We start from the raw sequence: 11,116 nt of genomic DNA on the forward strand, positions 1-11,116 counted from the left end.
ACAATAAAAAAAGGGCAAACCATATGCGGTTGGCCCCTTTTTATTTTCCCTGTTAGTTTTTTATGAATCGCTAGTATTACCGTTACACTCGGGAATCCTCTGGGGAGGGCCGAATTCCCTTTTCACAACAATATCCCGATCCCTGGCCAATCTCCCACCGTAAGGCCGGATGGCGGATACCAGCAGGTTTTCATGTTTCCACAGCTTATCGACAAATTTAAAAGTGATTCTTACTCTGGGATTTACTGTATCGATAATCTCACAGCTTTGAATTTCAATATCCAGGCAGGAGCCATCTATTTTTCTGATGATCTCCTGGAACTCCCTCCTGCCTGCGGCTGTATTGGGAAAACCTGCACCACCGGGAAAGGTGAAGAAATCGAAGAAATTGCATTTTCGGGTAACCTCTGTCTGACAAACCACAAATGTGGTGTCACACCTGACGATGGCCTGGAAACCAATCCTGATGTCAACTCCAGCACAATCATCCTGCAGTTCTTCGCTGGCACAGGTTACAAATGCCTCACAGCTGATAGGCACAAAGGGACCTACAACAGTACCGCGGCAAGATGGTGTGCCATCACACACACATACCGGAATATCCACGGTCTGGTTGTCTCTGGCGCAGATCAAGAGCACATCCTGGACACAGATCATATGACATTCACAGACTAAATCTGCTACCGGTCTGGTAATCCCCCATCTGGCCCTGTTGGAAGAGGTCAATACAGCAGCGCACACCGCGCAGTCCCCCTGAACTTCTTGACTAACTAAGGCTTCCCCTTCCTGTACCTGAATATCTGGATTGCAATCCTTGCAGTCACTCATAGATCATACCTCCCTATTTTGATTACATCGGGTTCCGTCTCTGGCTATCACAGCCGTTCTTGGTTCCCATATTTTACTAATATTATATTGCGCTGCTGACAAAATGTTACTGTTCTTTAGAATAATCCCCATGATTTACCTTATGGCAGCCTGCCGTTTTTCGGCCTGCCTCACCCGCCGCCTCCGGAGTTATCATTGAGAGTCGACGATACAGCACCTTCGCTTTTCGGCACAACAAACTCGCTGATCTGTATTTTGTCATCCTTTACAACTTCAACTTCAGCTGAAAGCAGGTTTTTTGCAGAGCTGCCCATCATATCCCTATCCCGGCTTGACCCGGACTGTTTGCTTTTCTGCTCTTCTTTGGGTTCTGGATCCGGATAGGCTTGATACTGTTCGTTTATTTCCATTGGACCCCTCCTCACTGTAATTAGAACCCCCTGATATTTCCTCTGCCGGATATTATATGTATCTGCTGTCAAAGGGTGCTTCTCCGAAAGTAACAGCTATCACCGGCAACAGCCGCGCTACCTGTCTTTCCGCAAGAAAAAACCCTCCGGGATAATTCCCGAAGGGTTGGTATTGTTTATAATACTGCCCGGTCATCCCCGGGCTGCTGCTATTTTTATTTCTCCACCGTCGCGACAGACAGTCAATTCCACACTTTCTGTAAGCACATCAGTATAGCTGAATGAAATACGCCGCTGGGTTCTTTTTTTCGTCAAGCTTTATGACAAAAATGTTGGGATAGGTGCGTTCCAGGACTCCCTCTCGCTCAACGACCCTGTTTCTGCCCTTGAAAGACTTAAGCTTCACTCTTGTCCCCACAAAGGTCTCCAGGTCCTGCTTGATCTCTGCAAGCACTTCTTTGGTAGCCATGAGCATCACCTTCTCATTTTTTACATCTAAAAAATACTTCACAATATTATATCAGCACAGCACCTGGCAGTCAATCATTATTTTACTTTTGCTGGGTTTTTTAATATTGTGTAATTGGTGATAGTCACCGTGTTGGGATTTTTAATACTGGGGACGTGATCACTGTAACCGGTGACAGTCACCGTGCGGAACAAGTGAATAAAGGGTACTGCTTTTGAATTTTACTTTTGCTGGGTTTTTTAATACTGGGGACGTGGCAATCCGAGTCTCATCTTCCCCCTGGTTTGGACCCCCCCTATCCCCTCGATACCCATTTCCGCCTGCTCCAAAATATCCAGGAGTGAAATCTTTTCATAAATAGATGCGTAGGCCAACCTCTCTGCAATAAACACGGGATCGAGCACATCGATCATAATGCGCCCCGGGCGCTGGCGAAATTTGCTCCGGCATCGATCAATGCCTCAAAATGGGACTGACAGCCCCCGGCAACGATAATCAAGTCATCCTTATTTGCCTCGAATTCCCGGGCACGTGCAACCGCATCTATAAAGTGTTTGGAGTTGCGATAATAATCCATATTTAGGTAATCCTGTACCCCCTTTTTGACAGCATCATGACCGGTAAGAACAAGGATATCTGGGCGGTTCTCTTTTAGATATTTGACAACGGCATCAGGCTGCTCCCATTCAGGAATATGTACAACCTGGCAGGGAACCGCCAACCGCAAATAAGTTTTCAAACAGCGGTCACAGTACATACGATCACCTTCTAGATGCAGCACCTTGCCCGGCAACGGTTCAAAAAAATTACGCTGCTGCTCCTGCTACCTGTATTGATAGGAATCTTGCGGGTGCGTGACTGTCTTTTCAGCGCCCTTCTAATATAGCTCTGCTTTTTTCTGAGAAAGTCGCTCTTCACTTGAACAACCTCATTGTCATTTTTTTTCTCTAGATCATGCAAAGGGGCACTGGCATATAAACGCACAAACATTCCCCGCAGTAAGGCAGACTGTTGGTGCTTATCTTTAACTACTTTCTCCACACGGAAGAGGATATCTCCACTGTAGGAGCTGCGCGCAACAACATCCCCTGGTTTAATCTCTTTGATCACCATCACCCCCCTTTCCATCTATTTCCTGTCACATCTTATGCAGCCCAAACCCCACGGGTGACTGTCATCAAATAGCCAAATCTGTATATACCTGTCTATACAGATTTCGCCTTCCGGTAACTGTCAGCAAATAGCCGAATCTGTATAGACAGGTTGAACTTCCCAGGTGGCCAAACACCGCCCACAAACCGGAGGTCGGATATCGGAGAATAAGCGGGGCAGGGGATTGTACTACAGGGCGTCTTGGATGTCGGCAACTTGGACTCTATTGAAAAATCGGCGGCATCGGTATAGTATACAAAAGGGCCGTCCCCCTGTCACATTCGCAAAGGTTGTCTGAAAGGAGCGTGATCTAACAAAATGAAACTGAGAGGACACCATTTGGTCTGCCTTCACTTTTATCGGGGTGAAGGGTACTCACCTGATTATGTGGAACACCTGTGGAAAGTGGTTAGGCATGCAGAGGAAGGGGAAAAGGTTGAAGTAATCTCCGGTGCGGATGATATCTGTAAGGCTTGTCCCTATCTGAAGGGTGAGCATTGTGGGCACAAGGATGAAGCAGATGAAGAGATTCAGAAGCTGGACAAACTAGCATTGGACTTCCTTGCAGTAAACACCGGTGACCATGTTTCCTGGTCCGACCTCCGCAAAAAAGTGCTATCAGCCCCAAAAAGCTGGTTTGACTCGTTCTGTGCAGACTGTGATTGGTTCGATCTATGCAACCGCATCCGAGAACAATGATCAGGTTATACTAAACCTAAAAAGGATGGTACAGCTGTGTTCCAGCCGGAAAGGGTTTTCTTTGAGAAAGACGCACTCTCCTACTCCCTGGGGAAGGAGCTGTACAGCTACTTTCAAAAAAAAGGGGTCGAGGTGAGGTTTACTACATCTCACAACCGTGTGACAGGCATTCCTGGTAAAAGTGTTCGGGAAAAATTTTTTCGGGCGAAACGCACCCTTGTGGTAGGGTTGAGAAAAAGCAAAGAATTCGCCACCTGCCGCCCATCTGCACACTACCAGCTGCCCCTGGCCACCGGCTGCCCCGGCTCCTGCGAATACTGCTACCTGCATACAAACCTGGGGCGCAATCCTTATATCAGGATCTATGTCAACCAGGATGAGATCTTAGAAAAAGCAGAAAAATATATCAGTGAACGCCTGCCGGAAACCACCATTTTCGAAGGGGCGGCTACCGCGGATCCCCTCTCAGTGGAGGCCTACTCCGGCGCCCTGGCAAAGGCCATCACATTCTTTGCAGACCAGGAAAATGCCCGCTTCCGCTTTGTTACCAAGTTCACCGATGTTGATCCACTGTTAGCACTGGAACACCGGAATAAAACCCGCTTCCGTTTCTCCATCAATACTCCCCAGGCGATTGCAGAATATGAATGCGCCACCCCACGGCTGGAGGCACGCCTCCAGGCAGCGGAAAAGGTTGCTGCTGCAGGATATCCGTTGGGATTAATGATTGCACCCATCTTTGCAGAAGGTGACTGGAAGCAGGATTATACAGCCCTGCTGGAGAAACTGCAGCCCTTTGCCAAACACGCGGATCTCACCTTCGAACTGATCACCCACCGTTTCACCGCACGGGCGAAAAAGGTGATCCTGGAGCTTTTCCCGGAAACAAAACTTCCTATGGTGGAAGAGAGCAGAACCTTTAAATGGGGACAGTTTGGGTACGGGAAGTATGTCTATCCTAAAGAGATGAAGGCAGAGGTCGAAGCCTTCTTTCGGAAAGAGATGGCCAGAAGATTCCCCCTTGCCAAGATCGATTACTTCGTCTAACCACTCACTTCGTATACTTGTCCGCAACAGTAGATGCGCCACAGGAGTACGGCTTGATCTTAGCATCGAAACCGCTTCCGGTAATCATACCCACGATGTCGCGTATCATTTCCTTGGTCTGTCCGTTTTGCCCGATGTCCAGGTGAATCTCCAGGTTCAGTTCGGTGTGCCCTTTTTCCGCCAAATCTTGGGCCAGCTTACTGGCAGTCTCCAGGCTGGTAGCAGCCTCCATAAAGATCCGCTGCCGCAGGCTCTTGATGTTATCATAGACCCTGCGTTTGTAGTAATAGCGCGCTCCCTTACCTACCCTGTGCACTACCACAGCAGTAACAAAATGCGTCTCCTCCCGTACCTGAGAATCTGTTCCAATGATGATTTTGTAGGTGAATTCCGGTTCCTCTACTACATAAACCAGGAGATCATCGACAACCTCATCCCAACTCATTGTTCCTTTGGTTGGACTAATGAAGTGCATTGTTCTTCCTTCCTTTCCTGTGAGTACGCCAGCGCATCTGCCAAACGGGAAAATTCTACAAGATCAAGAGTTTCCCCTCGGCGTTCCGGAATTATCCCAGCCCATTCAAAGATATTATCTCCTTCCGGGTCCCAGAGATCTGCCTCCCGGAGAGCATTGCGAAGCATTTTGCGGCGGTAGCGGAAAGCAGCACGCACCACCTTAAAAAAGATTTCCTCATCCTTGACACTTACTGCAGGCTGCTGCCGCGAGGTCAATTTGATGACAGCTGATGCCACATCAGGAGGCGGACAAAAGGCATGCGGCGGTACCTGAAAGAGGAATTCGGGATCTGCCAGGTACTGTACAGCAACTGACAGTGACCCATACTCCTTCCCTCCGGGGCAGGCGGCAATGCGCTTCGCGACCTCCTTCTGCACCATAAAAACTAAGAGTTCCTTACGGAACTCCCCATACAGCAAACGCATGATCAAAGGACTGGTAATATAGTAAGGGAGGTTCCCCACCACCTTACAGGGACCTGTGAACGCGGAAGCATAATCCTTCAATAAGCCCCCAAAATCAACCTTACGGGCATCCCCCTCCACTAACCGAACATTATCGTAATCGCAGAGGATTTCCTCCAGCAGGGGAAAGAGAGCGCGGTCAATTTCCACAGCAATAACCAAACCCGCCCGGCGCGCCAGTGCTGCAGTCAAGATTCCCAGTCCGGGGCCGATTTCCAGCACAACATCATTTTTGGTAAGCTCAGCCGCAGAAGCAATGCGTTCTACTACCTGAGTCTGCCAAAGAAAGTGCTGCCCCAGCCCTTTTTTCGGTGTAAGACCGTAGTTCCTTAAAAGTGACTTTAAAGCTGTTGGAGATGCAATATCAGCCATTCCCCTGCCTCCGATTGTTTTTATTATACTATAAACAGATCAGCACACCAAATAAATGACAGTTGCTTATTCTTTTTCCGACATAAAAAAACCCGGATACCTCAGTCCGGGTTAACAGCGATATAATAAGGTTTCCAATCATTCCAATATATAAACCTTAACAGTGCGAACACCCCACCTGCGGCACTCTGCCTCTGAAGGGAGAAAAACATCGATCCGGTTGCCTTTGATGGCCACCCCCCACATCGAGTGCTCTTCCATACCCATAACCATCCACATACAGGCGAGTCCCTAAAGGGATCACCCGTGGATCAACAGCAATCATCCCCCTTGCAACCTTGTGTCCTGTTGCCGTGTAACTCCCGGTACTGGGGCCATAGGCAGTAGCCCTCATCTGTAGTGATTTCCGGAAACGGATCACATTACCCCCGCGGGAGATCGAAGAAGTAGTGCCATAAGCAACAATCCTGCTCACAGGAGCCCTTACTACCTGCTCCTGGATGGTTTTCCTGGCAACTTCCTTTCCATCCTCATAAACCACCTGAATCTGACGCTCCCCCTCTCCAGGAGTACCCTCACGAACCACACGCTGCTGTCCTTTCACCAGAGAGGAATCGGCTTTTCTCTCACTGGCTGCAGGGATTGAGAACTGCTCTGTGATAGTATCTTCGACAACCCGAGTCACCCGAATCTCACAGTCAGGCTCTACAATAGAATCAAGTGAAGGATTTACCCTGTCCTTTTCCCCCAGGCTGAGAGAAGCGAGTTCAATCACATCTTTGACAGATGTTTTTGTCGTGTAAATGGTATCAATGCTGCCGTCAGCAACCAGATACACCGGAAAGGCACGCTCCACTAATACCTTCATCCCATCTGTCACCTTCTCGTCGGCATCAGGGGTCACCCTGTCGATGGTTTTCACCTGAACACCTGCCTCTGTCAGGACATCCCCAACTGTGCGTTTAAATGTTTTATGGTGCAGTTCCTTCCCGTCAACCTGAATCTTCACCTCGTGCCGGGCAAGTGATATGGTTGCCCAGCCCAAAACACCGGTCAAAGCGATTGCTAAAGCTATCATCGAGATATAAAAAGGGCGAGACCTTCTCCATCCTTTTTTTTTCGTGTTCCTTCTCTTTCATCCTGTTCACCTCTTACTGTCCTTTCCCATATTATGCCTGACATCTTCTGATGCGTGACGCAGTTGGCAGTAGAAAAACAGTAGTTATTATATTACACATCAAAATGAAAAATCCTTTTTTCTTTACCAGTTATTTGCCAGAAAGCACAGATAAATTTCTAGTTGTGATGATCGGCGGCTGGTTATTATTGACCGGAGGAAAGACCCTGAGGGCTATATTAACAGTTCTAGTGAAACTCAGAAGGATAAGATGAGTAGGAAGCCCACTATTCCCATTTACGATGGTATTTGCGGAAACAATGCGCTTTTTCATAAAAAAAAAGGCCCCGGGAAAATCCGGAGCCGTAAATTTATTTTTTATTCCAAAACATATACCTTGACCTTTCGCCTGCCCCAATTATAACATTCCTTTGAGGTTTCCAGGAAGACATCGATGCGGTTGCCTTTGATCAGCCCACCTGTATCTACTGCCCTGGCATAACCGTACCCTTCAACAAAAAGGTTGGTACCCAGCGGAATCACTTTGGGATCAACCGCAACTCCGCCCACATAGGGCATCACACCTGAAGCTGTAGCATCACCTGTATGCGTATATGCTGTAGCGGTCATCTCTATGACGCGGCTACCCTGCAAAGAGACACCGCGGGAAGCCACCTGCCGCCCCTGACTTCTGTTTTTTCCCCCAAAGGCAATCACCTCTGGCACAGGTTCACGAATGACCTCACTGCCCAAATCCTTTTGCTGGACAACTTCACCGTTTTCTGTGGTAACCTCGAACTTCTTCAACCTGATACCTTCCTGCCCGGCCTGTTTAATCCGGGTAGCGCCATCAGCCAGACTCTGATCAGCCACCCTTTGCACCGCAAAAGGAATGGCCTCCTCCTCTGTGACAACCCGGGTGCAGACCCTGATTACCTCAATCTCCGGAATTTTTCCGGATTTTGTAACGATCTTTGCCTCAGCGCGGTCCTTTTCCCCCAGTTCTACACCTGCATCCTGCAGGATGTTCTCCAAGCGCGGCAGGGTTGCCCGCGCGATTACTGATCTCCCATCCACCTGTACCTTAATAGGAGTATCCTCCAGTTTTTGAACGATAATCCCCTCTCCCTTACTGTAGCCCACATTATACCGGACAGATTTATGCTCCTCAGACCCGGCGGGCCTGACGAAAAAGTCCTGCCACATAGCAGCGCACGCATCCATTGGCCTGGTCAGTGCCCCGCTGATCTGAAGAAAGAAAACCAGCAGAGCAATAAAAACCCCTACCTTCAAGGCACCCCAGTTCCTCCTGTTGTGCCCTCTCTTCTCCATAGCACTTAGATCTAATAATTCCTGTTTGGTCACATTACCCTCCCCCTACAAAAAAGCGGTTTTGTGACCATTATTTCCCATGCAAGAGTTTTTAAACAGTGGGGTCAGGCTTGAGTAATTGAGTAATTTACTTCAGAAGTGGGGGTCATAACTGAAATAGCGGGTAATTGGTGTTCCTTATCCCTAAAAACAACCGGAATTTGATCGTAAGTGGGGGGATGGAAAAGGGCGCAATGGTTTTTACACAGTCTGCCATCCCCTTGATCCACCTGTTATTTGGGTCAGAAGAACCGACCCTCTGGTTTATGTGAGACGCGAGAACCGTCCCCGCGTCTCATAGGCCGAAGAGCTTTTCTGCATTGGCGGTTGTGGCCTGGGCCACTTTGTCCTGGGAAAGGCCTTTGAGATGAGCTATCTCTTCCAAGACTGCGGTGAGGAATGCAGGCTCATTGCGTTTTCCGCGCCAGGGCTGTGGGGCCAGATAGGGGCAGTCTGTTTCCAGAACTATGTGTTCTAAGGGAACTCTTTGGACTACACTCTTGAGATCCTTGTTTTTCGGGAAGGTAAGTGTGCCGCCGATCCCCAGGTAATATCCCCTGTTCACACATTCCTCTGCAATCTGAAGATCCCCGGAAAAGCAGTGGATAACCACTCCTGTCAACCCGAGAAAATCCTTTAAGACTGAGAGCACCTCCCGGTGAGCCTCCCGATCGTGGATGATCACCGGCAGGTTTAATTCCCCTGCGATCTCCAGCTGTTTTCTAAAGACATCCAGCTGGCTGTCCCGGGGAGAAAAATTATAATGATAGTCGAGTCCGATCTCTCCCCAGGCCACCACCCTGCTGTTGGAAGCCAAAAGTCGCAGCCCCTCCAGGGTGCGCGGCACAACCGTGACTGCATCATGGGGGTGCACCCCCACTGCAGCATAGATCTCCGCATGCTCATCAGCCAGGCACAGGCGTGACGGGAGGAAGTAAAATCGCTTCCCACAGAGATAATCCTGGTCACTCCCGCCTCTAACGCCCTCGCCCGAACAGCTTGAAGATCCTTTCGAAATTTATTGTCATCCAGGTGGGCATGAGTATCAATTATACCGGCCTTGGTCATCGCTCCCATCCTCTCAATATAAGTGGACACCTTGGTCAGTTAATTACCTGATAAAAAAAGCGGTATTCAGTTCCTCTAGTGAATGAACCTCTGATATAAACCAGAGATTCGAGACAAAGCACACGCCGGGCGAACTAAAAATCCAGTCCCTTGCAAAGGTGACTGTCACCGCCATTACATCACTTATTTGACCGTGGCCCCTGGGGGAATCTCCCGTTCCACAGTGAGCACTCCCAGGTCATCACCCTCACTTGCTGCCAGGATCATGCCGGAGGAAGTGACACCGCGCAGTTTAACCGGAGCCAGGTTGGCAACAATAACGACTCGCTTTCCGACCAGAGAGTCGGGGGTGTAGTGCTGGGCGATGCCAGCCACAACTGTCCTGGTTTCCGAGCCCAGGTCCAGTTCCACCTTCAAAAGGCGGTCAGCCCCTTTGATCTTCTCCACATTTTTCACCAGAGCGACCCTCAGGTCGACCCTGTCAAAGTCATCTATGGTAATCTGGGGCTTTTGCGGCTTCCTCTGCTTCTGCGGCTTTTCTTCTTGAGGCTTTACTGAAAGCTTTTCTTTATCCTCTTCTACCTGGATACGAGGGAAAACCCCGGGTCCGGTTTCGACCTGCAGGTTCGCAGGGAGCAGACCCCACTTACCTGTGCTCTCCCAGGTCTGCAGATCCAGCCTGCCGGCAATCCCGAACTGCTCAAAGACACGCTCAGGGAAAACCGGCATAAAGGGTGAGCACCAGATTGTCAAAAGGCGCACCGCTTCACTCAAGTTATAGAGTACAGTCTGCAGCCGCTCCTTTTTGCCAGGGTCGCGCACCAGGTTCCAGGGGGTTGTTTCATCAACATAGCGGTTGGCACGACGCACCAGCTTCCAGATAGCGGTCAGCGCATTGCTGAAATCCAGGTGCTCCAACTGCTCTTCCAGCTCATCCTTTACCTGCATGGCACAGTTTATCAGATCACTGTCGGGCCCCTGAGGGATACCCGCAGCAGCTATAAAACCGCCCTGATACTTTTGGACCATTCCCAGGGTGCGGCTGATTAAATTCCCCAGGTCATTGGCCAGGTCGGTGTTGATCCTGTTGATCAGGTCATCTTCACTGTAGTAGCTGTCACCGCCATTGGGAAGCTCCCGCAGGAGGTAGTAGCGCACCGCATCAACACCATAGCGGTCGATCAAAACCAGGGGATCCACCACATTCCCCTTGGACTTGGACATCTTTCCTCCCTCTAAGAGCAGCCAACCATGTCCGAAGATAGTGCGCGGCAGAGGGATATCCGCAGCCATCAACACAATCGGCCAGATCACCGAATGAAAGCGAACGATATCCTTGGCCATCAGGTGTACTGTATGCGGCCAGTAATGTTCAAAGCGCGGATCCCCATCCTGCCATCCTAAAGCTGACAGGTAATTGACAAGTGCATCAAACCAGACATAGACACATGCCCCGGTGCAAAGGGGACAGGGACCCCCCATTGGAAGGTTGTCCCTGGATACACAGAGATCCTACCAATCCGCTTTTGACTTGAAGTTAACCATTTCATGCCGGCGAGAAGCAGGCTGGATAAAGTCGGGTTTTCTACAATGATTATGCGC

13 protein-coding genes and 3 pseudogenes are annotated in these 11,116 nt (G+C 49.5%); 2 read left to right on the forward strand and 14 right to left on the reverse strand.

The features are described from left to right. Positions 1-60: 60 nt before the first annotated feature. The 6 genes and pseudogenes from SSCH_RS00120 to SSCH_RS20580 all read right to left on the reverse strand — a co-directional run bounded on the left by SSCH_RS00120 (position 61) and on the right by SSCH_RS20580 (position 2,835). Entirely contained in the window at positions 61-828 is a 768-nt protein-coding gene (locus tag SSCH_RS00120) for a hypothetical protein (protein ID WP_044663691.1), read from the reverse strand. Between the two features lie 170 nt (positions 829-998). Then, a complete protein-coding gene (locus SSCH_RS00125) occupies positions 999-1,238 on the reverse strand; it encodes a hypothetical protein (RefSeq protein ID WP_044663692.1) in 240 nt (79 codons plus the stop codon). A gap of 52 nt (positions 1,239-1,290) precedes the next feature. Next, on the reverse strand, positions 1,291-1,434 hold the full coding sequence (locus SSCH_RS17880; RefSeq protein ID WP_156971991.1) for a hypothetical protein: 144 nt from the start codon (positions 1,432-1,434) through the stop codon (positions 1,291-1,293). Positions 1,435-1,506: 72 nt separating this feature from the next. Then, positions 1,507-1,749, reverse strand: a complete 243-nt coding sequence (locus tag SSCH_RS00130) for a Veg family protein (RefSeq protein WP_232294106.1) — start codon at positions 1,747-1,749, stop codon at positions 1,507-1,509. 197 nt (positions 1,750-1,946) lie between these two features. Further along, positions 1,947-2,464, reverse strand: a pseudogene (locus SSCH_RS21525) (sporulation peptidase YabG). A gap of 11 nt (positions 2,465-2,475) precedes the next feature. Then, a complete protein-coding gene (locus SSCH_RS20580; protein WP_044663693.1) occupies positions 2,476-2,835 on the reverse strand; it encodes a sporulation peptidase YabG in 360 nt (119 codons plus the stop codon). A gap of 342 nt (positions 2,836-3,177) precedes the next feature. Between SSCH_RS20580 and SSCH_RS00145 the strand changes: the two genes are divergently transcribed. Beyond that, positions 3,178-3,558 carry a DUF1284 domain-containing protein gene (locus SSCH_RS00145; RefSeq protein WP_044663694.1) on the forward strand — a complete coding sequence of 127 codons (381 nt, stop codon included), beginning with the start codon at positions 3,178-3,180 and terminating at the stop codon, positions 3,556-3,558. Between the two features lie 36 nt (positions 3,559-3,594). After that, a complete protein-coding gene (gene splB, locus SSCH_RS00150) occupies positions 3,595-4,605 on the forward strand; it encodes a spore photoproduct lyase (protein ID WP_044663695.1) in 1,011 nt (336 codons plus the stop codon). 4 nt (positions 4,606-4,609) lie between these two features. Here splB and SSCH_RS00155 read toward each other — a convergent pair whose 3' ends face one another. From SSCH_RS00155 to metG, 8 genes and pseudogenes are all read right to left on the reverse strand, one after another. Then, positions 4,610-5,050 (reverse strand): ribonuclease H-like YkuK family protein, encoded by a 441-nt coding sequence (locus SSCH_RS00155; RefSeq protein WP_332306872.1) that lies wholly within the window; start codon positions 5,048-5,050, stop codon positions 4,610-4,612. Beyond that, positions 5,047-5,958 carry a 16S rRNA (adenine(1518)-N(6)/adenine(1519)-N(6))-dimethyltransferase RsmA gene (gene rsmA, locus SSCH_RS00160; protein ID WP_044663697.1) on the reverse strand — a complete coding sequence of 304 codons (912 nt, stop codon included), beginning with the start codon at positions 5,956-5,958 and terminating at the stop codon, positions 5,047-5,049. The genes SSCH_RS00155 and rsmA overlap by 4 nt, the downstream gene beginning before the upstream one ends. A 138-nt stretch (positions 5,959-6,096) precedes the next feature. Continuing rightward, positions 6,097-6,237, reverse strand: a complete 141-nt coding sequence (locus tag SSCH_RS19695) for a 3D domain-containing protein (RefSeq protein ID WP_332306873.1) — start codon at positions 6,235-6,237, stop codon at positions 6,097-6,099. After that, positions 6,206-7,036, reverse strand: a pseudogene (locus SSCH_RS19700) (ubiquitin-like domain-containing protein); the annotation flags it as partial. The pseudogene SSCH_RS19700 and the gene SSCH_RS19695, both read right to left, overlap by 32 nt. Positions 7,037-7,453: 417 nt before the next feature. Then, positions 7,454-8,440, reverse strand: coding sequence for a 3D domain-containing protein (locus tag SSCH_RS15890; RefSeq protein ID WP_052835138.1), 987 nt, complete (start codon positions 8,438-8,440; stop codon positions 7,454-7,456). Between the two features lie 301 nt (positions 8,441-8,741). Continuing rightward, positions 8,742-9,326: a TatD family hydrolase gene (locus SSCH_RS00175; protein ID WP_198142024.1), complete on the reverse strand. Its 585-nt coding sequence runs from the start codon at positions 9,324-9,326 to the stop codon at positions 8,742-8,744. Between the two features lie 35 nt (positions 9,327-9,361). Further along, a pseudogene (locus tag SSCH_RS21530) lies at positions 9,362-9,523 on the reverse strand (TatD family hydrolase); the annotation flags it as partial. Positions 9,524-9,697: 174 nt separating this feature from the next. Then, positions 9,698-10,996, reverse strand: coding sequence for a methionine--tRNA ligase subunit beta (gene metG / locus SSCH_RS20585; RefSeq protein ID WP_052835139.1), 1,299 nt, complete (start codon positions 10,994-10,996; stop codon positions 9,698-9,700). Between the last annotated feature and the right edge of the window lie 120 nt (positions 10,997-11,116).

Source organism: Syntrophaceticus schinkii, from assembly GCF_000946815.1.
GTDB classification, from domain to species: domain Bacteria; phylum Bacillota; class DSM-12270; order Thermacetogeniales; family Thermacetogeniaceae; genus Syntrophaceticus; species Syntrophaceticus schinkii.

Bases quoted from the DNA above. Each gene is read 5' to 3' on its own strand.
- SSCH_RS00120 (WP_044663691.1), bottom strand. From the start codon at position 828: ATGAGTGACTGCAAGGATTGCAATCCAGATATTCAGGTACAGGAAGGG.
- SSCH_RS00125 (WP_044663692.1), bottom strand. From the start codon at position 1,238: ATGGAAATAAACGAACAGTATCAAGCCTATCCGGATCCAGAACCCAAA.
- SSCH_RS17880 (WP_156971991.1), bottom strand. From the start codon at position 1,434: ATGACCGGGCAGTATTATAAACAATACCAACCCTTCGGGAATTATCCC.
- SSCH_RS20580 (WP_044663693.1), bottom strand. From the start codon at position 2,835: ATGGAAAGGGGGGTGATGGTGATCAAAGAGATTAAACCAGGGGATGTT.
- SSCH_RS00145 (WP_044663694.1), top strand. From the start codon at position 3,178: ATGAAACTGAGAGGACACCATTTGGTCTGCCTTCACTTTTATCGGGGT.
- SSCH_RS00155 (WP_332306872.1), bottom strand. From the start codon at position 5,050: ATGAGTTGGGATGAGGTTGTCGATGATCTCCTGGTTTATGTAGTAGAG.
- rsmA (WP_044663697.1), bottom strand. From the start codon at position 5,958: ATGGCTGATATTGCATCTCCAACAGCTTTAAAGTCACTTTTAAGGAAC.
- SSCH_RS19695 (WP_332306873.1), bottom strand. From the start codon at position 6,237: ATGTGGATGGTTATGGGTATGGAAGAGCACTCGATGTGGGGGGTGGCC.
- metG (WP_052835139.1), bottom strand. From the start codon at position 10,996: ATGGGGGGTCCCTGTCCCCTTTGCACCGGGGCATGTGTCTATGTCTGG.